The sequence below is a fragment of the Streptomyces sp. NPDC043861 genome, from assembly GCF_056435905.1.
Map to the genome: position 1 here is coordinate 306,027 of NZ_JBWKDP010000009.1, position 22,670 is coordinate 328,696.

A 22,670-nucleotide genomic window follows, 5' to 3' on the forward strand; every position below is an offset into this window, starting at 1 on the left:
AGCCCGCGCCGGGCCCTGAGCCCGTGCCGGGCGTGGCGGCAGATGTGCCGGAGGTGACCGGGCCGCGGTCCGCGGCGGGCCCCGCGCCCGTGGCGGACACCGAGGCCGACTCCAGCACCCTGCCGGGCCCTTGGCCCGTGGCGGCCCCTGAGCCCGCGCCGGGCCCTGAGCCCGCGCCGGGCCCTGAGCCCGTGCCGGGCGTGGCGGCAGATGTGCCGGAGGTGACCGGGCCGCGGTCCGCGGCGGGCCCCGCGCCCGTGGCGGCCGCTGAGCCCGCGCCGGGCACGGAATCCGTACCGGCGGCCGAGTGCGGCGCCGCCACCGATGCCGCCCCCGCTGCCACCGAGTCCGGTCCCGGCGGCGACATGCCGGCTGCGGACACGGTGCACGAGCGTCCGCATGCGCACGAGCCGGAGTCCGTCCCGGAGCCGGCCGCGCACGAGACCACCCTGCAGGTCCGCCTTCCGCACCCCGCGTCGGAGCCCGACGCACATGAGCGGGTCGCCGACGGCGTCGGCGGAGCCGCAGGTGCCGAGGGAGCCCAGGCGGCCGAACCGGTCACCGACAAGGGTCTTCCCAAGCGCACACCCAAGATCGTCACGCCCGCCACCGCGCCGAAGGGGCGCACCGGATCCGTCGACGCGGAGGCGCTGCGCCGCCGCCTCGGCGGCTTCCGGCGGGGCGCCGAGGCCGGCCGCCGCGACATCGCGGCCGAGCTCGGGGAGACGACCCGAAGCAGCACCACGAAGGACCAGGAACACATCGAGGAACCGGGGGACACCGTCGAGGAGGCACGAAGTTGACTGCGACCGGCACATTCGGGCTGAGCAGGGAAGCCCGCAACCTTCAATGGCTGTTGGGCAACCTCGTCGAGGAGGTTCCAGGAGTCCGCTCCGTGGCGGTCGTCTCGTCCGACGGACTCCTCCTGCTCTCGTCCGATCCGGCGCACAACTCCGCCCCCGTCAACGTCCCACGACGCGGCGGCCCGCGCGGCTCCAGCGCGGATCTGGCCACCATCGTCTCCGGTATCGGCAGCCTCACCATCGGTGCGGCCAGGCTGATGGACGGCGGAGGGGTCAAGCAGACCATGGTCGCGATGGAGGAAGGCAGCGTCTTCGTGATGTCCATCAGCGACGGCTCGCTGCTCGGTGTGCACGCCACGCCCGACTGCGACATGAGCGTCATCGCCTATCACATGGCACTCTTCGTCGGCCGGGCCGGACATGTGCTCACCCCCGAACTCCGCAGTGAGCTGCGCAAGTCGCTGGAGGGCGCCAAGTGATGGCCGCCGCGGAACCCTCACCCCGGCTTCCCGTCCGCGGCGAGGGCAGGCGTCCCGCCCGGGTGCGCCCGTACTCCCTCACGGGCGGCCGTACGCGGTTCGGACACGTCCTGCTCGTCGAGACCTTCGTCGCTGCGCTCGAAGCGGGCGAGGAGCGCAAGGAGCTGACGAAGGGGAGCCTGGTCTCCCGCGTCATGCCCGAGATGCGCGCCATCATCGGACTGTGCCGCCGGATGCGTACGGTCGCGGAGATCTCGGCGCTGCTCAGGATGCCGCTCGGTGTCGTCCGGGTGCTGCTCAGTGACCTGGCGGACCAGGGAAAGATACGGGTCTACGGGACCGGGCACGGCACCGGTCAGCCCGACCGTGCACTGCTCGAAAGGGTGCTGAGTGGACTCCGCCGTCTCTGACCTCTCCGACCTCCCCGCCGTCGCGGAGGACGAGAACGTACAGCCCTGGCAGAACGACCGCACCCGCGCCCCCATCGCCACGAAGATCGTGGTCGCGGGCGGCTTCGGGGTCGGCAAGACGACCTTCGTCGGGTCCGTCTCCGAGATCACGCCGCTGCAGACCGAAGCACTGATGACGCGGGCCAGCGAGGAGACCGACGATCTCTCCGCCACGCCCGACAAGCCGACCACGACCGTCGCGATGGACTTCGGGCGGATCACGCTCGACGACGACCTCGTGCTCTATGTCTTCGGCACACCCGGCCAGCAGCGGTTCTGGTTCATGTGGGACGACCTGGTCCGCGGCGCGATCGGTGCGATCGTGCTCGCCGACACCCGCAGGCTGAAGGACTGCTTCCCCGCGCTCGACTACTTCGAGAGCTGCGGACTGCCGTATGCCGTCGCCGTCAACCACTTCGAGGGGACCCCGGCCCACGAGGCCGAGGACGTACGGGAGGCCCTCACCATACCGCCGCACATCCCGGTGGTGATCATGGATGCGCGCAAGCGGATCACGGTGATCGAGTCGCTGCTCGCGCTGGTGGCGCACGCGCTCGACGTCATTCCCGAATAATCCCCGTCCAACGAAAGAGACCCCGCCATGCGGAAGATCCTCATTGTCGGCGCCGGTCAGTCCGGGCTCCAGCTCGCCCTCGGCCTGCAGTCGCAGGGATACGAGATCACGCTGATGTCCAATCGCACGGCGGACGAGATCCGGTCCGGCCGGGTCATGTCCACGCAGTGCATGTTCGACACGGCGCTCCAGCACGAGCGTGACCTCCAGATCAACTTCTGGGAGTCCCAGGCCCCGAAGATCGAGGGCCTGGGGGTGTCCGTCGCCGGCCCGGAGTCCGGGAGCACGCCCGGCGGGGGCCTGGGGAGGGTCATCGACTGGGTGGGCAGGCTGAACGGCTACGCCCAGTCCGTCGACCAGCGGGTGAAGATGGCCGGCTGGATGGAGACCTTCGCCCAGCGCGGCGGTCAGCTCGTCATCCATGGTGCCGCCGTCTCCGACCTGGACTACTTCTCCCGCACGTACGACCTGGTGCTGGTCTCGGCGGGCAAGGGCGAGCTGGTGTCGATGTTCGGCCGTGACGCGTCCCGCTCGCCGTACGCGGAGCCCCAGCGCGCCCTCGCCGTCTCCTATGTGCACGGCCTCGGCCCGCGGCCCGAGCACCCCGAGTACGAAGCGGTGCGGTGCAACCTGGTGCCGGGCGTCGGCGAGCTCTTCGTCATGCCGACCCTCACGACGTCCGGCCGCGCCGACATCCTCTTCTGGGAGGGCATTCCGGGCGGTCCGCTCGACGTCTTCCAGGGCGTCAAGGACCCGGCCGAGCACCTGTCGCTCACGCTGGGGCTGATGGAGAAGTACACGCCGTGGGAGTACGCCCGGGCCACGAAGGTGGAACTGACGGACGCGGGCGGCACGCTGGCGGGCCGGTACGCCCCGACCGTACGCAATGCCGTCGGCCGGCTGCCGGGCGGCGGGCTGGTCCTCGGCGTGGCGGACGTCGTCGTCGCCAACGACCCGATCACCGGGCAGGGGTCCAACTCCGCGTCGAAGTGCGCGGCCTCGTACCTCGCGTCGATCACCGAGCACGGTGACAAGCCCTTCGACGAGCAGTGGATGCAGTCCACCTTCGACCGCTACTGGGACACCGCCCGGCACGTCACCAAGTGGACCAATGCGATGCTCGGCGTCCCGCCCGAGCACGTCCTCGACCTGATCGGTGCCGCGGGCGGACTCCAGCCGGTGGCGGACCGGTTCGCGAACGGGTTCAACGACCCGGCGGACTTCGAGAACTTCTTCTACGAGCCCGAGAGGACAGCGGCGTACCTGGCCTCGGTCACGGAGGCTGTGCAGGCCGCCGACCGGTGATGCGGACGCCGTCGTGGGCCGTTCCCGGTCGTGGTCGGACGACCTCGGACGGCCCACGGACGGACCGCCCGACGGAAGGAGCCGAACGTCGGCAGCCGCCTTCGGATCAATGTGTGAAGGCGCTCACGTCTCCGGGCTCGGTCTCCAGCGCCTCCCGGTTGAACCTCAGCATCAGAAGGAAGAACAGCCCGCCCACGACGAGCAAGCCGACCACGATCACGACGGAAACGAGCGACTCCCGGGGTGCCACCAGCACGAACAGCGCGATGAGCGTCCACACCAGGGCGCAGATCGCGACCGGCAGCTCGAAGCGCCCGAGATCGAACGCACCCGTTCTGCGATCCAGTCGTTTGCGCACCGCCAGGTAGAGGACGATCGTCGAGCCGTAGATGATCGCCGGGAGGATCGTCGATGCCGTGATCAGCTCCAGCAGGGCGGCACCCGGCAGGGCGACCATCAGGATGACGCCCAGGGCGAAGATGAGGATCGTCGCGGGGATCGGCGTCTGCGTGCGCGGGTCGACCCGCCGCATCAGCCGGTGAGCAGGGAAGCGTGAGTCGCGCGCCATCGCGAAAATGATCCGCGAGCACGCGACCATGACCACCATCCCGGCGCCGAAGAACGCGAACGTGATCGCGACCAGCAGCGTCCTCTCCATCACCGGACCGAGCTGATCGCGCATGATCGCCGCGACCGGTGAGCCGTCGGCGGTGATCCGGGGGATGTCGTCGATCGCGATGGTGAGCGTGACCAGGAACAGCATCCCCAGGATTCCGGCCGCCACGACCGATCCCACGATTGCGCGCGGGACGCTGCGATGGGGATCCTTGGCCTCCTCGGCCAGGTTCGCCGCGGAGTCGAAGCCGACCAGTGTGGCAAGGCCCATGATCATCGCGAGCATCAGTCCGCCGCCGACGGCGAAGTAGTCGGGGGCGTTCTCGGCGACACCGCGCGAGACGAGGTTGCCGGCTGCACCGCTGTCCGTCACCGCCACGGCGATGCTGAGGGCGATCGCCACCACCACGACGAGTGCCAGTTCGACCCCGACCGCGCCTGCATTGATCACGCTGACGATACGGGTCGAGGCCACTGCGAGCAGGGCCTGAACGAGCAGCACCACGACCGTGATCAGGCGTGCGGTGCCCTCGTCCGGCGCGAGGCCGACGAGCGGCATGAACGCCTGGCTCGCCAGCGCATTGTCGACCGCCACCACGGCGACCGCCAGGTAACAGAAGGTCAGCCAGCCGAAGCCCCAGCCGACTCTCGGATTGGCGAGCCGCGAGGCCCATTGGTAGGAGGAGCCGCTGAGCGGGATGCGGGCCGCGAGCTGTGCGACCACCAGCGCCACCAGAACCTGCCCCACCGCGGCGATGACCCACAACCAGATCCCGACCGGCCCTGCGTTCACCAGCACATCGTCGTACGTTCCGAAGATGCCGACGGCGACGGAGATGAACGCGAACGAGATCGCGAACACCTGAAAGGAGCCCAGCGTCCGTTTCAGCTCCTGCTGGTATCCGCCGAGCTCGACGGAATCGTCGCCACTCCCGCCGGCCTGACTGTCCGTCGAAGCCTCCACCACCTCAGCCACCGCACCTTCCTCTGGGACCGTCCGACCGCCCGGACCCATGAACGTTCTACCGCCAATGCCCCATCTTGGCCGTCCGTGTCGTTTCCTTCTCCTGTGCGACACGAGGTGCGCTGGGGTCTTTCGTCTGGATCAGGCTGGATCGGTGAGCGGGGACCGGTGCGTGCGATCGCAAGGGATAGGAAGCTGCGCACCCGCGACATCGGGCTGCGCAAAGCCTCGGAGCCGTAGTGCGACGGGCCTGCGCGCAGGGGGCACCGACGAAGGGGCCGGAGCCGGCAGGGCCGGCTGCGGCCGGTGCCCTGCCTGCGCGTGGGGCCCGGGACTGCCCTCGCGGAACAGCGGGATCGGCCATGAAACCCTCGGGCCGGTGTGGCCTCGTCGGGTGTCCACGGATGGAGAGTGCCGCAAACCAGCTCACTCGGCGGTCTGCTTGTCATAGCGGGTCATGTGCGTGATGTGACCCGTGTCCGGCCCCCGGAAGGCGCCGCCGACGCGCCGTACCCCGTGTCCGAGCCGTCGGCGGAGCCCTTCGGGAGCCGGGGCGGGGTGTACACGGCCAGCGGGGCGGCCGTGGGGTCCGGGCGGACGGCGCCGAGGAGCGGGTTCGAGGCGATCGGGGAGACCTTGACGCGGGCACCGGGGCGGGGGGCCTGGATCACCAGGCCGTTGCCCAGGTAGATCGCCACATGGGTGGCCCTGGGGAAGTAGATCACCAGGTCGCCCGGACGCAGTGACCGCAGCGGAATCCTGGTGAGCCGGGCCCATTGCTCCTGGCTGGTGCGCGGGATGACGCGGCCCGCGTCGGCCCAGGCCCGGGAGGTGAGACCCGAGCAGTCGAACGACCCAGGGCCCTCGGCACCCCAGACATACGGCTTTCCGATCTGTGCCACGGCATATCTCAGCGCCGCGTGGCCCGCCTTCGACGGTCGCCGGGTGCCGTCGAGAACGCCCGACTTCAGCAACTCTCGCTGCGCCCCCGCCGTACCGGCATGTTCGAGTGCGGTCAGCTCGGCGAGCTCGTCGCCGGAGAGCGACGCCAGCAATGCCTCGGCCTTCTTCAGCCGTGCCTGGACGGCGTCGCGCTGCTTGCGCTGCTTCCCGGCGAGCGACTGCTGGACATCGAGGGCCTTGCGGGAACGCGCGGCCAGCTTGTCGGCGTGACGTTCGCTGCGCTCCAGACGGGCGATCGTCGCGGCGCGACCGTCCGCCACGCGCTCCATCAGATGCCCTTGGTCGAATGCCTGCTGGGGGCTGCGGGAGAGGAGGAGCCGGAGGTAGACGGAGAGGTCGGAGCTGCCCTGGTACTGCTGGCGGGCGAGCCTTCCGGCTTCGCCGCGGCTGTGCGAGAGGGCGTTGCGGGCGTCGGTGAGCTCGGTGCTGAGCCGCTTCGTCTCGACGCGCTGGGCACTGAGCTGCCGTTCGGTCGCGTTGTAGGCCTCGCTCGCCTCCTCCGCCTGCCGGTAGAGCTCCTGGAGCTTGGCGAGCAGTTGGGCGGTGGTCTTGTGCGCCTCGCCGCCGGCGGCGGCCGCGGACTCCGGGTCGGCCGGCTCGGCGGCCGCCGGTGCCGCCGCCACGAGGACCGTCGCGGCGGCCAGCGTGGCCGTACAGATCGTGCGCAGCAGTCTGCCTGACATGTCATCACCTCCGGTTGACTACAGGAGCGATGATGCGTCGGCGGCAACGGGATGGCGGGGATCGTGGCCGGTGCGGCGCACCCCACCACCCGCGACGGGCCGATCCTCGGGTGATGCGGCGTGGCGGCTGGCCCAAGGCGCCTCCAGTGGACCAGGCCCGTGTCAGCCCCCGCCTCTCGCCGCCGGCCGTGGTGCCGGGCCGAATGCCGAGAATTTGTTCCAAGGCGCCAACGGCCCATACGATCTTGGCCGTTGTCGCCGCTGACCACGTCCGGCAGCGGCCGGACTATCTGTACGGGGGATCTGGACCATGCGAAGCGCAGTGCGAGGAAGTGCCGTCGTGGCATCGGCTCTGTCGGTCGTCCTGCTTGCGGCCGGTACGGCTTCGGCCCATCACTGGGGGTCGGTGAACGCCAGCAACCGGTGGAAGTGCTCGGGCAAGACCGCCCACAGTGCCAACCGTCAAGTGACCGTGTCCGCTTGCTACATCAATGTTTCCCGTTCCGAGAAGCAAGTGGTCATGGTGGTGGGCAACGGCAGTTCCCGCAGTGTCTCCGTGAGCGGTTCCGTGGTGAACGTGAGCGGCGCGAAGTCGGGCTGCACGACCAGGAGCCTGGCCGGCCGCCAGTCCCTCGCCTGCTACAGCCCTGTCGTCGGGAACGAATGCACGCTCCAGCACGGTTCCGTACGGCTCGTTCTGCGCGGGAAGGAAACCGTCGTGAAGACGCCGCGCTCCGCGTGGTGCCAGGACGACTGACCCTGCACCGCAGCGCCCGGGCCCGGCGGCGCCCTGCCGGTTTTCCGGTCATCGCCCGGACGGGACCTGGGGTCTTTCGTTTGGATCGGGCTGGATCGGTGCCGGGGCACGCGAGCCCGGCAAGATCCGAACGAGAGGCCCTAGTGCTGTGACCGGATAGGTTTGCCGGGAAGCTCGCGGCGTCCGGTGCGGTGCATCGCAAGGCGGAGTATCGCCCTCGTACTGGATGTACTCGGGTGATTCGACAACGCAGCGAGGTGCCGTGCAGGGCGTCGCGAGCCGGTGAACCTATCCGGTCACAGCACTAGCGGCCGATGGGCAGGGCGTACAGGGTCCTGCCGCGCCATACGACGGCGGTGCGCCCCGTGATGACGCCGCGCTGGGCACCCGGCTTCGCGGGTGCGGAGCTGCCCGCGTCCTGGAACTTCCACAGTCGGCTGCCGTCCGCCGTTCGGAACGCCGTGACCTGGGTGGCTTCCAGAGCGAGAGCGGTTCTGCCGCTCGTGGAGAGCAGTACCCGCGGCCGCCCGCCGCCACCTGCCTCCGTCGAACGGGACCAGCGCGTCCTGCCCGACGCCGCGTCCAGCGCGTACAGCTGGTGATGCGTGGTCCCGAGGTAGAGCGTGCCGTCGTGGACGACGCCCTCACCGAAGGCATTGCGGCCGGTGGCGCCGGGAGCGGCCGCTCCGGCCGCCCGCCACAGGCGCTTGCCGCCCCGGGTGTCGAACGCGTGGAGGCCGTCGCCGACCGCCGCGTACAGCCTGCCCGCCGCGTCACCGGAGACGGTGGCGTCCTGGAGCACGCTGCCGAAGTACTTGCCCCACAGGCGCTTCCCGGTGGCCCGGTCGTAGAGCGTGAACAGAGCCAGCCCCTTGCCCGCCTTCCGCTGCTGCGGTGTCAGTGAGGCACTGTCCTGCCGTACGACGATGCCGTCGGGACGGACGGCGACGCCCTGGTACACCGGGAGGGCGTTGCGGGCGCGGCCGTTGGGGACCTGCGTACGCCAGAGTTCCTTGCGGGCGACGGTGTCGTAGGCGAAGAGATACGTACCGCTGCCCGCGGTGCCGCTGAACCAGACGACCGTCCCGTCGGCTGCCGCCGTCGAGGTGACGTGCGCGGGAGCGGCGACGCGATGCCGGACGGTGCCGTCCTGCGGTGAGAGCCAGAGGAAGTGCGCGGCGCCGACGACGAACACGCTGTCGCCCGCCACGACCGGCCGTTGCACCGCCGCCGCGCCCGGCTGCGTCCACAGGCGGCGGCCGTTGCGCAGATCGACTCCGGTGGTCCCGTGTGCGTCGCCGAGGACGAGGACCCTGTCGCGCCAGACAGCCGGCTCGACGGGGCCGTCGTTCGCGTGCTCGTACGCCCACAGAGGGGTGGGCGGTACGCCGGGGAGGGGCGCCGGGGCCTTCGTGGGTGTCTTGCCGGTGGCCGCGGGCTCCTCGTCCCCTCCGGTGACGGCACCCCCGACCACCCCGCCCACCAGCAGCCCGGCAACCCCGGCCGCGATTCCGGTGACGACCACGCGCCGCTGCGCCTCGGCCCGGGCGGCCAGCACGGATGCGGTGAGGCCGGACTTGGGGGCGGGCGAGGGGGCGGCGGTCGTCGGTTGCCCGGGGCCCGAGGCGTCGGTGGTGCCGGGCGGGACGGCCGCCTCGGTGGCGGCGGAGTGCGGTCCTTCCTCGGCCCCCCTGCCGACGCGTGCCCGCGGGATGCCGAGCGCGGCAGTGATCTTGTCGGCTGTGGTGCGCGTGCTCCGGCCGCCCTCGGTGCGCGCACCGAGGGCGCGCAGCGCGAGGGTCTTGCGACCGGTGCTGCTGCGGGCGGGCGGTGCGGTGGATGCGGCCGCTGCGCTCGGCACGAGCACGGCCGCATCCCCGTGCGCATCCGCCGGGGGCGTGTCGCTGCCGTCCCCGGTCGATCCGGCACTCCCGGCCGGGCCGGGGTCGCCCGGGCCACGGGTGGGTGCAGCACCGGGAGCGGGTGGCGCCCCGCCGGCGTCGACGTCCTGCTGCGCAGGGGCCCCGGCCGCGGTGCGCGCGTCGTACGGCACGAGTGCGTCGGAGGTCGCGGGCCGCGCGTCGTCGATGCCCGCCGCGGCTTCCGCCGCCGCGCCGCGCCCGCGCACCGCCGAGACCGAGGACGCCTGTGCCGTCAGAGCGGCCGACAGGGGCTCCGGGAGCCAGCCGTGCCCTGCCAGGGCGGCGGCGCCTTCCAGCGCCAGGGTGACCGCCGCCGCTCCGGCGGTCGGGCGGTCGGCGGGGGAGGCGGCAAGGCACGCGGCCACCAGCCGGCGCAACTCCTCCGGAACACCGCGGAGTTCGGGACCGTCCGCGCTGACCGACGCGCCTTCGGGGAGGGCCGGGGTCGTGCCGGTGGCCGCGTACGCGAGGAGCAGCCCCAGGACGAAGATGTCGGACGGGGCTCCGGGCCGTTCGCCGGCGAGCTGCTCCGGGGTGGCGTACGCGAGGCGTACCGAGAGCCGGCCGCCGTCACCCGCCTCGGCGTGCGCGGCGGCGCCGAGGGCACCGAAGGCGGTCAGCCTCGGCCCGTCGGTCGCCAGCAGCACGGTTTCCGGGGCGAGGCCATGCAGCACGGTGCCCGTGGCGTGGACCCGGGAGAGGGTCTCGGCGAGGCCCGCGCCCAGTGTCCGCACCGCACGCTCCGGCAGGGGACCCGCGAGCGTGATGGCCTCGGCGAGGGTGAGGGCGGGCACGTACGCGTACGCGGTCCACAGCTCCGGACCGTCCGTGGCCGCGCCGGCCTGCGCCTGCACCCAGCCGCCGGCGAGCCGGTCCGCCGTCCTGGCCTCCGCCTCGAAGCGCCGGCGGAACGCCGGCAGCTCCGCGAGCCCGGACCTGGCCAGCGAGACGATGACGGAGGCGTCGTCCGGACCACCGTGGGCGAGGTACTGGACGGCGCTCGCGGTCTCCCGGAATCGCGACAGCGTCCTGTACGGCCCGATACGGCGCGGATCGTCCTGCTGAAGCGGCTCCACCGGCGAGTTCCCCCCTGGTCGTGCGGTCGCCGTGATCCTATTCGGCCTGCTTGGGCTTGGACCAGGGCCAGTTGAGCGTCCGGCGCTCACGGCCGTCGGGCGCGTACTCGTACCTCCAGCCGCGCGGCAGTCCGAGCCGCCTGGTGTGCCCGGCGGGCACCCGGCGGTACGCGTACACCGTGGGCGGTCCGCCGGCGTCGTCCGGTACCGGAACCTCGTACCACAGCGGTGGGTTGCCGGTGGGGCCGACGAGGACGGGCAGGACCCGTCCGTCGAGGGGCCCGCCGACGAAGGGGGTGTTCTCGCTCTTCACAGCACCAGTGTCACAGCAGGTGGCCCGCATCGCCCAGGATGGGGATCACCCGCCGGCCGAGCGCTCCGATCGCACCCGACGGGGTCTCCAGGGCGAGCAGCTTTCGGACGACCTTCGCGGTCTCCTCGTCCGAGGCCGCCGTTGCCGCCAGAAGGGCCAGCAGATGGTCCACGAGCCAGTCCCTCAGCTCATGGGCCGGCGGGTGCTTGTTCTCGTCGAGCCAGATGAGCGAGGCGGCCTCGACGGCAGCGATCCAGGTGCGGACCATCATCCGCACCCGCGGGCCGGGGTCCGGCACCCCGAGGTGGACCAGGATCTGCTCGGCCGCGGCGCGCCGGACCTCGTCGATGATCGCCCCGGCGCGGGACGTCTCGGCGACGCTGCCGCCGCGCATGAGTGCGCTGAACCCGGCGTCGTGCCCGTTGACGAAGTCGAGGTAGCGGTCGAGGACACGGCCCAGCCGCTCGGTGGGCGGGCCGGTGGGCGGCTCGGTGAAGCACAGCACGAGCGCGTCGGCGGAGCTGCGCAGGGCGGCCTCGTACAACTGCTGCTTGCCGCCGGGGAAGTAACGGTAGACGAGGGGCCGGGACACCCCGGCGGCCTCGGCAACGTCGTCGAGCGACACGTCCTCGGGCGCCCGGTGGGCGAACAGCGTGAGAGCGGCACGAAGCAGCTGACTGCGCCGCTCCTCCACACTGAGGCGCTTGTAGGCGCGATTCGTTGCGGGAGCACTCGAGGTCATACGGGCAGCGTAACCGTCGACCCCGGACGGGGGGTCCGGTCGCGCCACTGCGGGCCCGCCCTTCGGCCGGTGGGCCGCGCTCGTACTGCTCCCGCCGATGCGTCGGGCCCCGGGCGGGGTGGCGGCCGGTCGTCCCGCCCCGGCGCGGCGGTCAAGCCAGCAGCCCCGAGCTCTTCCACAGCCTGCGTCCTGCTCCCCGCAGAACGCCGATGTCGTCCAGGAAGTCCGTGAGGCGCCTCGCCCCCGTCTGCATCACCTCGCGGCGGTGACCGCTCGCCTTCACCTGGGCCATGGCCTCCCGCCGGTCCAGGCCGACGTTCTCGTACACCTGGGGGTTGACGAAGCAGATGGAGAAGACCCGCGCGGCCTCGCCGCAGCTGATGCGGGTCAGTTCCTGCTCCCACCGCGGTGAGGTCACCATCTGGCGGCGCAGTTCCTCCCGGGCGTAGCGCACATGGCGGGCCTCCTCCACGACGTGGATGCGGGTCACACCGCGGACCAGCGTCTGGACGCGCTCGTCCGGGAACGTCAGCCGCTGCATCCAGTCGAGGATCTCCTCACCGAGCAGCGTCGCCGCGAACGATCCGGGCGTGGTCGAGACGGTCTTCAGCACGCGGGCCAGATTGTGGTAGACCCGCGGTACCTGGTACGCCGGGGTGCCACCCTTCTGGATCATCTTCGCGAACATCATCGAGTGTCGGCACTCGTCCGCGATCTCCGTCAGCGCGTACCGCACATGATTGCTGGTCACAGGCTTGTCGTAGATGTGCCGAACCAGCAGCTGCATCAGAATGATCTCGAACCAGATGCCGAGCGACGCAAGCGAGGCGGACTCGTGCCGTGCCAGGTCCATCCGCTGGTCCTCGGACATCCTCCGCCACAGCGGGGTGTCGTACAGGGACACCAGCTCGGGCGGCCAGAACCACTTGCCCTCCTCGAGGGGTGCCTCCCAGTCGAGCTCCTTGTCGGGGTCGAAGGAGTGCTTGGCAGAGGACTCGAGCAGGCGCTCGGCGACCTGTTCGCGGTCCCTGAGCGGGCCGAGGGCGTCGCGGAGGAGCGTGAGATCGCGTGGGGTCACAGTCGTCATGGCTTGTATGAGACTGCTTGTCAGCAACGCCGTCAATCCCCTGCGCAGCACTTGTTGACCCGGCGTCTACCAACGTGTGAGCCTGCAAAGGGACGTCAGACGGACCGTCAGCGGTCCGTCCGTTGAGGCGAAGGAGCCGTTCGTGTCGACACGTGACCTCTACACCACCACCCCCGACGACTTCATCTGGTCCGTCCCCGCCTCCGGCGCGGCGCGCTTCAGCTGGGAGTACGAAGACGGCCGCGACCGCCTTCTGGCTCTCTACCAGAAGGGCAAGGACAAGCAGTGGGACGGCGCCAAGCGCATCGACTGGGACCTGGAGGTCGACCCGTACGACCCGCTCGGCACCCCGGACGAAGCCCTCAGCCTCTACGGCACGCGGCACTGGTCCAGGATGACGGAAAAGGACAAGGGCGATCTGCGCCGGCACTACTCCTCCTGGCAGTTCAGCCAGTTCCTGCACGGCGAGCAGGGCGCAATGGTGTGCGCGGCGCGCATCGTCGAGTCCGTGCCCGACCTCGACGCGAAGTTCTACTCCGCCACCCAGACCATGGACGAGGCCCGGCACGCCGAGATCTACGGGCGTTTCCTGCACGAGAAGATCGGCATGCTCTACCCGATCAACGACAATCTGCAGGGACTGCTCGGCGACACGCTCCGCGATTCCCGCTGGGACATGCCCTACCTCGGCATGCAGGTGCTCATCGAGGGCCTGGCGCTCGCCGCGTTCGGCATGATCCGCGACACCACGGACAAGCCGCTCCCCAAGCAGATCCTGGCCTACGTCATGCAGGACGAGGCACGGCACGTGGCCTTCGGGCGCATGGCGCTGCGCGACTACTACCGACAGCTCACGGACGCGGAGCTGCGGGAGCGCGAGGAGTTCGTCATCGAGGGCTGCTATCTGATGCGTGACCGCATCCGGGGCCTGGAGGTGCTGGAGGACTTCGGCATCCCGCGGAAGGAGGCGGAGGAATACACCGAGCAGTCCGAGTTCCTGCATCTGTTCAGGAAGCTCCTCTTCAGCCGGATCGTGCCGTGCGTCAAGGACATCGGTCTGTGGGGCGAACGGCTGCAGCAGGCGTACGTCGACATGGGCGTCTTCGAGCTCGGCGACTCCAACCTCGACCTCCTGATGACCCAGGACGAGGAGCTCGCCGACCAGCTCGACCGCGAGCGCTTCACGGCAGAGGAAGCCGCGCGGGTGGCGGAGGTGGACCGGGCCATCGCGGACGGGGCGACCTGAGCGGACGCGCAACCGACCTGAGCGGACGGGGAACTCGTGTGCATGTCGCCGGCCGGCGCGGCAGCATGGTCGCCATGACTCACGCTGTCGACCGTGCCGCCGCCCGCCGCAGCCTCGAGGGGCTCGCGCTCGGGGACGCCTTCGGGGAGCGGTGGTTCCCGCTGTTCCGGGAGCCCCGGCAGGCGTACGACGAGATCCGGGCCCGTCGCCTGCCGCAGGAGCCCGACTGGCACTGGACCGACGACACGGCGATGGCCCTTGCGCTTCTGCGCGTCCTCGACGAGCACGGGACCGTCGACCAGGACCGGCTGGCGGCCTGCTTCGCCCTCACCTACGACGCGGATCCCGCACGCGGTTACGGGCACGGCATGCACATGCTGCTGCCCGCCCTGCTGGGCGCGCCCGAGGACTGGCGCACGCTCGCGCCGCAGCTCTTCGACGGCGGCAGCCTCGGCAATGGCGCCGCGATGCGCGTGGCGCCGCTCGGCGCTTGGTTCGCCGACGACATCGAACTCGCCGCCCATCAGGCCGAGTTGTCGGCACGGGTGACGCACGCCCACCCGGAGGGTGTCGCGGGTGCCGTCGCCGTGGCCGTCGCGTCGGCGCTGTCCGCGCGCGGCAGGCTCGACATCGCCGCCGTCGCGGAGGCCACACCGGCCGGCGCCGTACGGGAGGGGCTGGAACGGGCTGCGGGGCTGTCCTTGCGCACCGAGCCGTGGCGTGCGGCGGACCTGCTGGGCAACGGGCAGAGGATCCGGGCCGACGACACGGTCCCCTTCGCCGTATGGACCGCTGCCCGGCACCCCCGGGATCTGACGGCCGCGCTGTGGGCGACGGCGGAGGGCCTGGGTGACGTCGACACGACGTGCGCCATCACGGGCGGCATCGTGTCCGCGGCGACGGGTGTCGGGGCGGTCCCCGAGGAGTGGCTGATCCGCCGTGAGCCCGTTCCCGGCGGCTGATGCTCCCGCCCCGGGGCGGGAGCCGTGGGCGGCGGTTGCCCGGTGCAGGCCGGTTGCGCGGTGACGGGCGTGATCACCGGACGCCCGACGTGCTGTCCGGCGGCCGGTGACGGCAACCCCGCAGGCACGCCGACGGCAGGCGCCGGTCACCGGAGAGGCACCCCGCATCGCAGGAGGCGACCGTGCCGTCACAGCGCCGCCTTCATCACCGCCCGTGCGATCGGTGCCGCGTCCCCGCCCCCGCTGATTTCGGCGCGGTTCGCCTCGGCGTCCTCGACGACGACCGCGACCGCCACCGACGGGCGGCCCGAGCCCGGCTTCTGTGCCCAGGCGATGAACCAGGCGTAGGGCTTCCCGGTGTTGCGGGGGCCGTGCTGCGCGGTGCCCGTCTTGCCGCCGACCAGCACCCCGTCGATCGCCGCACGTCTCCCCCCGCCCCTCTCGACCGCCTCGATCATCATCCGCTGCAGCAGCTGGGCGGTGACCGGATTCATCGCCCGCCCGTAGGAGCGGCGGGGGGTCTCCCGGACGGTGTCGCCGCTCCAGGTCGTCGTACGGTCGATGAGATGGGGGTACGCCAGCTCTCCGCCGTTGGCGACGGCGGCCGAGACCATCGCCATCTGAAGCGGCGTCGCCGCCGTGTCGAACTGACCGATCGACGACAGCGCCAGCTGGTCGACGCTCATCCGCCGGTCGAAGGTGGACACGGCGACCGGGGAGGGGATCCGCAGTGACTTGTCGTTGAAGCCGAACCTCCCCACGGCCTCCACCATTCTGGCGAGCCCCACCTTCACCCCGAGCCTTGCCATCACCGTGTTGCAGGACCGTTGGACCGCGAAGGTGAGCGGCGCCCTCCGGCAACCCTTCACGGCGTTGGGAAGTTTCGTCCGGGTCCCCGGCAGCACATAGGGGTCGGGCGCGTCGGTCGGGGCGTGCGGGTCGGTGACGACTCCCGATTCCAGCGCGGCGGCCGCAGTGACGATCTTGAAGGTGGAGCCGGGCGGATAGGTCTGCCGGATCGCCCGGTTGAGCATCGGATGCGTGCCCGCCTCGTTGAGGCGTCTCCACTCCGCGGCAACGTCCTGACTGTTCCCGGAAAGCAGCCCCGGGTCGTAGGACGGGCTGCTGACCAGCGCCAGGATCCTGCCGGTCGACGGTTCGATCGCGGCGACCGCGCCCCTTCGCCCGGCCAGCCCCTTGTAGGCGGCCTCCTGCAACGGGGCCCTGATCGTGGTGACGACTGCGCCGCCCGGGCGGCGGGAACGGGTGAGCTCGTTCCACAGCGGGATCGGTGCGAGGAGCGGATCCGTGCCGGCCAGGACCTCGTCCTCGGCGTTCTCGAGCAGCGTGGTGCCGTAGAGCTGGGAGGCGTAACCGGTGACGGGCGCGTACAGCGGGCCATTGCGGTACGTACGCTCGTAACGCAACTGCTGCCGGGTGTCCTTGGAGCCGGTGACGGGCTTCGAGCCGACGAGGATGTCGCCGCGCGGTGCTGCGTAACGGGCGATGGCCGGGCGGCGATTGGCAGGGTTCGCATTGAGCTCGTCCGCGTCGAGCACCTGTACCCGGACGGCGTTGACGAGCAGCGCGACCAGCAGGACGACACAGAGCGCGGCGGCTCGGCGGATGTAGCGGGTCACTTCCGGTCCCCCTGAACCGTCGTCATGGCGGGTGGTTCGACGAATCCGGTCCCGGCCGGCTCGGGGAGCGGGGTGCGGGCCGAGTCGCTGACGCGGATGAGCAGCGCGACGATGATCCAGTTGGTGACGACGGACGAACCGCCCTGCGCGAGGAACGGCATGGCCATGCCGGTGAGCGGGATCAGCCCGGTCACCCCGCCCGCGATGACGAAGACCTGCACGGCGAGGATCGCGGCCAGGCCGACGGCGACGAGCCGGCCGAAGGAGTCGCGCAGTGCGAGGCCCGCACAATAGCCGCGGGCCACCAGCAGCCCGTAGAGGAGGAAGAGCGCCGTCAGTCCGGCAAGTCCCAGCTCCTCGCCCGCGGTCGCCAGGATGAAGTCGGACTTGGCGGCGAAACCGATCAGGATCGAGTGCCCCGCGCCGAGCCCGGTGCCCTGGACACCGCCCGCCGCGAACGAGAACAGCGACTGGGCGAGCTGGCCGGGCCCGTTGCCCGCCTCGATGGAGGCGAACGGATGGAGCCAGTCCTCGACACGGCCGTGCACATGCGGCTCGACGGTGCCGACGGCGAAGGCTCCGACGGCGGCGAGCAGCAGCCCCACGGCGATCCAGCCGGTCCGCCCGGTCGCCACGTAGAGCATGATCACGAAGAGCCCGAAGAAGAGCAGCGAGGTGCCGAGGTCCCGTTCGAGTACCAGGAGCAGGACGCTGAGCAGCCAGATCGTGACGATCGGTCCGAGCACCCGGCCGGTGGGGAACTGGAGTTTCCAGATGCGGCGGCCGGTGTAGGCGAGGGCGCCCTGGTTCGCGGCGAGATACGCGGCGAAGAAGACGGCCAGCAGGATCTTGGCGAACTCGCCGGGCTGGAAGGAGAATCGGCCGACCCGGATCCAGATGTGGGCTCCGTTCACGGCGGGGAAGAAGATCGGCACGACCATCAGGGCCAGTGCGGCGGCGACCGAGAGGTATGCGTACCGCTGCAGCACCCGGTGGTCGCGGAGGAGAACGACTGCCGTGATGAAGAGAGTGACGCCGAGTGTCGACCAGACCAGCTGGGCGGGGGCGGCGCGGACCGCGGGGGTTTCGAGGTCGAGGCGGTAGATCAGTGCCAAGCCGAGGCCGTTGAGGAGGACCGCGATGGGGAGGAGCAGCGGATCCGCGTAGGGGGCCCGGAGTCGTACGGCGAGATGGGCGAGCAGGGCGAGCAGTGCGAGCCCCGCGCCGTAGGCGACGGCATCGGGCGGCAGGGCGCCGGTGCGGGTGAGCCCTACGGCGGCATAGCCGTAGACGGAGATGAAGACGGCGCAGACGAGGAGCGAGAGCTCGACCCCGCGCCGTTTCGGCAGGCGAAGTGCGGGCGGGGGAGCGTCCGCCGTCGTTGCGGTCATGCGCGCAACGTAGCAAGTGGGGGTGTTATGTCCGCCTATCCATGGACTCAGGCGTGCCGTCCGTCCAGGGTGCGCGTGTGTCGTCGACGGGCGCCGGGTCCCCGAGATGCACGTACTCGGGCAGTGTGAGCCGGGCGACCGCGCCGCCGTCCGGGGCGTTGTGGAACTCCAGTTCCGCGCCGATCACCGCGGCCTGGCCCATGGCGATGGTGAGCCCGAGGCCGTGCCCCTTGCCCCCGGACTCCGTGCGGAAGCGCTGGGGGCCGTGCTCCAGCAGATACTGCGGATACCCGGGGCCGTGGTCCCGTACCGACACCGCCGGGCCCTCGACCGAAACGACGACCGGCGGGGCTCCGTGCTTGTGCGCATTGGTGATCAGATTGCCCAGCACACGCTCCAGCCGGCGCTTGTCGGTCTCGACCTGTGAAGGGTCGGCGATCCGCAGGTCCGTCTCGAAGCCGCCGCTGCGCACGCCGCGGACGACCCGCTCGGTGAGCGGCGCGAGTTCGTGGATGTCCAGGTCGACGGTCTCACCACCCGCGTCCAGCCGGGAGATCTCCAGCAGGTCCTCGGTCAGGGCACGCATCGTCCGCACCCGGTCCTGGACGAGCTCCGACGGACGGCCGGGCGCCAGCAGTTCGGCGGCGGCCGAGAGTCCGGTCAGAGGGGTGCGGAGCTCATGGGCCACATCGGCGGTGAAGCGCTGCTCGTTCAGCAGCTTTTCCTGGAGCGTGGAGGCCATGGTGTCCAGGGCGCCGGAGACCGTGGCGACCTCGTCCTGGGGGCGGGAAGGGTTCCTGGTACGGGGGTCGTTGACGCGGGCGTCCAGATCGCCCGCGCTGATGCGGCGGGCGACCTGGGCGGTCAGGTGCAGCCGCTGGGTCACACGCGTCACCGCGAAGGCGCCGACGAGCAGTGTCGTACCGATCGCGAGGACCGAGGAGCCGAGGATGGCCCGGTCCAGATTGCTGATCGTGTCCGCGCTGAGCGTGTAGTCGACGCGCACGGCCAGGGCCCGGCCGTCGGCGGGCCCCGCAGCCCACATGGTGGGGTTGCCGGCGAAGTCGGAGACGACCGTTCCGCGCTGTCCGCGGAGCGCGAGGGCGCGCAGCTCGGGCGGGAGCCCGGGCGGATCCACCTCGCCGTACCGGCCGAGCGGTTCGCCCGCCTCGTAGGCCTCGGTGGCGTCCTCCAGCCGGGAGAGGGCCTTCTCACGTGCCTGTTCGACCGTTTGGCGGGTCACGGACACATGGACGAGCGCGCCCAGCAGAGCGGCGAGGGCGCAGCACATCACGGTGATGAAGAGTGCGGCCTTCCAGGTCAGCGTCGCGGTCCAGGCGGGAAGGCGGAAGCGGGTGCGGCGCAGCCGGATGCGGCGGCGGTCCTTGTGGCGTCGGCTCATCGGCCGGTCCCCGCCTGAGGGACGGGCGCCGGGGACCCGGTCGGCTTGACCCGGATGATCTCGTCGCGGTCGGGGAGGATCGCGTGCTGCCGTTCGTCCCAGGACCAGGCCGTCCGGTACTCGTATCCGGGGATGCCCGCCGAGACGGCGCGGGTGATGAGGTCCTTGCCGGCCAGTTCCACCCTGACGATCGCGTCCGAGTACGTCATGATGCGCGTCAGCGCGCCCTTCTCGGGCATGTAGACCCGGAGGGCGGTCTGCTTGTCGGGCATGGAGACGGCCACGATCAGCTCGTCCTTGCCGTCGCCTGTGAGGTCGCTGTAGTACGGCTTGAGAACGGGGCAGGCCTGCGGCTTCGACGTGCATGCGCGAATCTGGTCGGCGGTCTGCTTGTACAGTCCGTCGGCGCCGGTGACCTGCCCGGGATTCGCGGCCACATCGGCCTGTACGACGGCGACGGGATCCACGGCCCGGACATTGCCGTCCGGCACCTTGACACCGGGTACGTGCGCGGTGTCGCTCTCCCCGTAGTCGACCGGTGGCGCGGAGATCGGCGGCAGGTCGGGCCACAGCTCCACGGGGCCGACGGCGGTCGGTGCCGCCCCCGCGCTCTCCAGTCCGCCCGCGGTTCCGCAGCCGGTCAGCAGCAGGGCGCCGGCCGCAGCCGAGAGCACTGCGCCCATGGCGGTGCGGTACGGATTCACGGTCTGGCTCCCTGCTGATGCTGCGGCTACGCCGTCCTCCGCGTCAGAAGGGGCTCGGGCCGGTCGGTCTTTCCGACAACCATATGCGGAGGCGCATATATGCCGCGAAGTTCGAGCGTATATATCCGCTGTTGCGGTGGTTCATCGGTGAGGTAACAACAGCCCATCGGCCACCCCACCCGAACGAGGCCCGGATGCCGGAAGGACGCCCGGGACCGGGACCGGGCCCCCGGGGCCACCCACCCGGTCCACCCGGTCCACCCGGGCCACCCGGTCCACCCGGGCCACCCGGGCCACCCGGGCCGGGGGCCCGGAGGCCGCAGGCCGGAGGGAAGAGGACCGGCCCCGGTCCGCCCGCGGAGTCGGCGCGGAGCCCGCCGCGACGGGACCACGCCCGCCTGCCTCGCGTCGGTGCCCGGCCGTACCCGCGCACGCGGGCCCGGCGCCGGGACTCCGGTCGTGCAGTGCGGCCTTGCCGGCACCCGCATGCTCGGGTCCGTGCCGTGCCATTCCGCGGACATACCGGGCAGCATCGGCGCCGCGTCCTCACTCCTGGCGCGCGAGAGCCCTCCGGCAGAGCGCCAGCAGCCGTTCGTCCTGCTCGATGTCGTGGGTGCCGGAGCCGCCGTCGAGCACGTTGTGCCGCCGGGGCCGGGCGAGCTCGGCGCGCAGAAGAGAAGCGGCGGGGGAGGCCGCCGGGCCCATCTCGGCCAGGCACTCGGCGATCTCGACGCGGCCGTAGCGATTCTCCTCCCAGGTCGTGACAAGCACGGGCAGGGCATCCCCGGCCTCACCGGTGACCCGCCAGAGGGCGATCGCCGCGTCCATGCGGAGCCAGCGTTCGGGGGAAGCCAGCAGGTCGTGCAGGGCGGCCGCCGTGGCCGATGCCCGGGGGCCGAGGAAGCCGAGCGCCGAAGCGGCCGAGCGGCGCTCGTCGGGGCCGTCGGCCGAGAGAAGGTCCCGCAGCACGGGGAGCGCGGCGTCGGCGTCGCCCGCGATCGCCCACAGTGCCCTGGCGGCGGCAGTGGCCACCGACGAACACGGGCTGCCCAGCAGCTTGCGCAGCTCCGGAACGGCCGGCAGGGCCGCGGGCCCGAACGCCGTGAGCGCCCGCAGCGCGGACTCGGTCACCCAGTCGCCGCCCCGCTCGGGGGCGCCGTGCAGCACCCGAAGCACCTCGGGCAGGGCCTCGGCCGACCGCAGCGCCCCCAGCGCCAGCAGCAGCGGCCCGGCCCGGTCGAAGAGCTGGTCGTCGAGCTCGGCCTCGGCGAGGCGACGCCGCAGGACCGGTGCGAGGGGTGAGGCGGCGGCCCCGAGATAGGGCACCGCGAAAACCACCTCCCGCGGTGCATCGGGCTCCTCCAGCGCCGCTGCGAGGGCCGGCACCGCCCGTGGGTCACCCAGCCGGGCCAGCGCGATCAGGGCGCGGTCGTCGCGCGCGGCCGCAGCGGACCCGCCCCTCGCGAGCCGGGCGGCGAGCGCGTCCGCCGCGGGCAGCGCCAGCCCGAAGAGGCTCTCCAGCAGGCTCGACGCGGCAGCCCTCAGCCGGGGCTCGGGATCGCCGAGCTGCGCCCCGATGCACCGCACCAGCTCCTCGTAGCCGCCGCGCCAGGTCCGGATGAGTCCGTGGCACATCCACACGGCGTCCGTCCGCTGCGCAGGGTCCCCGCTGCTCAGCCGGCCCACGAGCAGCGCGATGCGCTCGTCGACCCGGTCGCCGAGCGCCGAGTGCAGGGTGCGCAGCAGGTCGTCGTCCGCGCCGCAGCCGTCGCCGGCGCCCGTCGGCTCGTCCGCCTCCCGCAGCAGGGCCGTCGCCGTCGCGGCGACCTCCGGTGGCAGACTCCCCGGTGCGCACCGGGTCAGCTGGGTCAGTGCGGCCAGCCGCAGCCCGGGTGCGTGTGCGGGCGCCAGCAGCCCGGTCAGCCACTCCAGCGCTTCGGTCCGCAGTGCCGCGTGCCGCAGGGCGATCCGGCCCACCGCCTCGACGAGCGCGAGCCGTACCTCCGTGTCGGGCTCCGCCTCCAGCCTCCCGCACAGCAGTGCCAGCACTCGCGCGGGCTCCCCGTGGAGCATCGCGAGCGCGCAGGGCACCGCGAGGCGCACTCCGGGGTCGTCGTCCGAGACCAGTCCGACGAACACATCCGCGCCCGCGGCGACGGCGGCCGCCGCCATTGCGTAGTTCGCGGCCTCCTCGAACTCCTCCTCGTCCGGGCCGGGTTCGTCGTCACCGTCCAGTTCGATGCCCCCGATGCTGGTGAGCAGCTCCACGACGGCGCCTCTGTCCTGCACATGGGGGCTGGCGACGAGCTCCAGCAGGAAGGGGATGCAGGCCAGCGTCGAGTCGTACACATCACCCTGGGGGTGCACCGCGGAGTACATGCCGTCGAGCGCGCCCTCCCGCTCGACCGGATCGCGCGACGCGAGCCCGCGCAGCAGCCCCGGGACGTCGTCCGCCGGGCCGTACGCATGCCCCAGCGACGCCCAGTCGACCTCGTCGATCCCCGTGAACACGCCGTTCCCTCCCGCGAGCCAGGTGTCTGGGGAGAGTGTGCACCAGGACGACGGCAACGAGGACTCCGAAATCCGGCACGCT

Annotated in this window: 18 protein-coding genes and 1 pseudogene; 8 read left to right on the forward strand and 11 right to left on the reverse strand. The window is 71.7% G+C overall.

Going from position 1 to position 22,670, the window contains the following annotated elements; translation table 11 throughout:
- From AC068D_RS22270 to AC068D_RS22290, 5 genes and pseudogenes are all read left to right on the forward strand, one after another.
- Positions 1 to 803: pseudogene (locus AC068D_RS22270) on the forward strand (hypothetical protein); the annotation flags it as partial.
- Entirely contained in the window at positions 800 to 1,282 is a 483-nt protein-coding gene (locus AC068D_RS22275) for a roadblock/LC7 domain-containing protein (RefSeq protein WP_478824763.1), read from the forward strand. The pseudogene AC068D_RS22270 and the gene AC068D_RS22275, both read left to right, overlap by 4 nt.
- Positions 1,282 to 1,692, forward strand: coding sequence for a DUF742 domain-containing protein (locus AC068D_RS22280; protein ID WP_478824764.1), 411 nt, complete (start codon positions 1,282 to 1,284; stop codon positions 1,690 to 1,692). Before AC068D_RS22275 ends, AC068D_RS22280 begins: the two co-directional genes overlap by 1 nt.
- Entirely contained in the window at positions 1,673 to 2,305 is a 633-nt protein-coding gene (locus AC068D_RS22285) for a GTP-binding protein (RefSeq protein ID WP_478824765.1), read from the forward strand. The genes AC068D_RS22280 and AC068D_RS22285 overlap by 20 nt, the downstream gene beginning before the upstream one ends.
- A 27-nt stretch (positions 2,306 to 2,332) precedes the next feature.
- Positions 2,333 to 3,610: a styrene monooxygenase/indole monooxygenase family protein gene (locus AC068D_RS22290; RefSeq protein ID WP_478824766.1), complete on the forward strand. Its 1,278-nt coding sequence runs from the start codon at positions 2,333 to 2,335 to the stop codon at positions 3,608 to 3,610.
- A gap of 106 nt (positions 3,611 to 3,716) precedes the next feature.
- Here AC068D_RS22290 and AC068D_RS22295 read toward each other — a convergent pair whose 3' ends face one another.
- Together AC068D_RS22295 and AC068D_RS22300 are read right to left on the reverse strand one after the other, a co-directional pair.
- A complete protein-coding gene (locus tag AC068D_RS22295; protein ID WP_478824767.1) occupies positions 3,717 to 5,201 on the reverse strand; it encodes an APC family permease in 1,485 nt (494 codons plus the stop codon).
- A gap of 443 nt (positions 5,202 to 5,644) precedes the next feature.
- Positions 5,645 to 6,835, reverse strand: a complete 1,191-nt coding sequence (locus AC068D_RS22300) for a C40 family peptidase (RefSeq protein WP_478824768.1) — start codon at positions 6,833 to 6,835, stop codon at positions 5,645 to 5,647.
- 340 nt (positions 6,836 to 7,175) lie between these two features.
- On the opposite strand from AC068D_RS22300, the gene AC068D_RS22305 reads away from it, so the two are divergent.
- Positions 7,176 to 7,592, forward strand: coding sequence for a hypothetical protein (locus tag AC068D_RS22305; RefSeq protein ID WP_478824769.1), 417 nt, complete (start codon positions 7,176 to 7,178; stop codon positions 7,590 to 7,592).
- Between the two features lie 304 nt (positions 7,593 to 7,896).
- On the opposite strand, the gene AC068D_RS22310 is transcribed toward AC068D_RS22305, so the two are convergent.
- From AC068D_RS22310 to AC068D_RS22325, 4 genes are all read right to left on the reverse strand, one after another.
- The gene (locus tag AC068D_RS22310; protein ID WP_478824770.1) at positions 7,897 to 10,590 is read right to left on the reverse strand and encodes an outer membrane protein assembly factor BamB family protein; all 2,694 of its coding nucleotides are present in this window, start codon (positions 10,588 to 10,590) and stop codon (positions 7,897 to 7,899) included.
- A gap of 37 nt (positions 10,591 to 10,627) precedes the next feature.
- On the reverse strand, positions 10,628 to 10,903 hold the full coding sequence (locus AC068D_RS22315; RefSeq protein WP_478824771.1) for a hypothetical protein: 276 nt from the start codon (positions 10,901 to 10,903) through the stop codon (positions 10,628 to 10,630).
- A 10-nt stretch (positions 10,904 to 10,913) separates the two neighbouring features.
- Positions 10,914 to 11,645, reverse strand: a complete 732-nt coding sequence (locus tag AC068D_RS22320; protein WP_478824772.1) for a TetR/AcrR family transcriptional regulator — start codon at positions 11,643 to 11,645, stop codon at positions 10,914 to 10,916.
- 151 nt (positions 11,646 to 11,796) lie between these two features.
- Positions 11,797 to 12,732: an AurF N-oxygenase family protein gene (locus tag AC068D_RS22325; RefSeq protein WP_478824773.1), complete on the reverse strand. Its 936-nt coding sequence runs from the start codon at positions 12,730 to 12,732 to the stop codon at positions 11,797 to 11,799.
- A gap of 142 nt (positions 12,733 to 12,874) precedes the next feature.
- Here AC068D_RS22325 and AC068D_RS22330 point away from each other — a divergent pair, with 142 nt between their 5' ends.
- Together AC068D_RS22330 and AC068D_RS22335 are read left to right on the forward strand one after the other, a co-directional pair.
- On the forward strand, positions 12,875 to 13,978 hold the full coding sequence (locus AC068D_RS22330) for a ferritin-like domain-containing protein (protein ID WP_478824774.1): 1,104 nt from the start codon (positions 12,875 to 12,877) through the stop codon (positions 13,976 to 13,978).
- A 74-nt stretch (positions 13,979 to 14,052) separates the two neighbouring features.
- The gene (locus tag AC068D_RS22335) at positions 14,053 to 14,940 is read left to right on the forward strand and encodes an ADP-ribosylglycohydrolase family protein (protein ID WP_478824775.1); all 888 of its coding nucleotides are present in this window, start codon (positions 14,053 to 14,055) and stop codon (positions 14,938 to 14,940) included.
- Positions 14,941 to 15,128: 188 nt separating this feature from the next.
- Here the strand turns inward: AC068D_RS22335 and AC068D_RS22340 are convergent, their stop codons facing one another.
- The 5 genes from AC068D_RS22340 to AC068D_RS22360 form a co-directional block, all read right to left on the reverse strand.
- Positions 15,129 to 16,580 carry a penicillin-binding transpeptidase domain-containing protein gene (locus AC068D_RS22340; protein WP_478824776.1) on the reverse strand — a complete coding sequence of 484 codons (1,452 nt, stop codon included), beginning with the start codon at positions 16,578 to 16,580 and terminating at the stop codon, positions 15,129 to 15,131.
- Positions 16,577 to 17,971 (reverse strand): FtsW/RodA/SpoVE family cell cycle protein, encoded by a 1,395-nt coding sequence (locus AC068D_RS22345; RefSeq protein ID WP_478824777.1) that lies wholly within the window; start codon positions 17,969 to 17,971, stop codon positions 16,577 to 16,579. Before AC068D_RS22345 ends, AC068D_RS22340 begins: the two co-directional genes overlap by 4 nt.
- A 25-nt stretch (positions 17,972 to 17,996) precedes the next feature.
- On the reverse strand, positions 17,997 to 19,373 hold the full coding sequence (locus AC068D_RS22350) for an ATP-binding protein (RefSeq protein ID WP_478824778.1): 1,377 nt from the start codon (positions 19,371 to 19,373) through the stop codon (positions 17,997 to 17,999).
- Complete coding sequence (locus AC068D_RS22355) at positions 19,370 to 20,077, reverse strand: hypothetical protein (RefSeq protein WP_478824779.1); 708 nt, start codon at positions 20,075 to 20,077, stop codon at positions 19,370 to 19,372. The genes AC068D_RS22350 and AC068D_RS22355 overlap by 4 nt, the downstream gene beginning before the upstream one ends.
- 546 nt (positions 20,078 to 20,623) lie before the next feature.
- On the reverse strand, positions 20,624 to 22,588 hold the full coding sequence (locus tag AC068D_RS22360; protein ID WP_478824780.1) for a HEAT repeat domain-containing protein: 1,965 nt from the start codon (positions 22,586 to 22,588) through the stop codon (positions 20,624 to 20,626).
- Positions 22,589 to 22,670 lie beyond the last annotated feature (82 nt).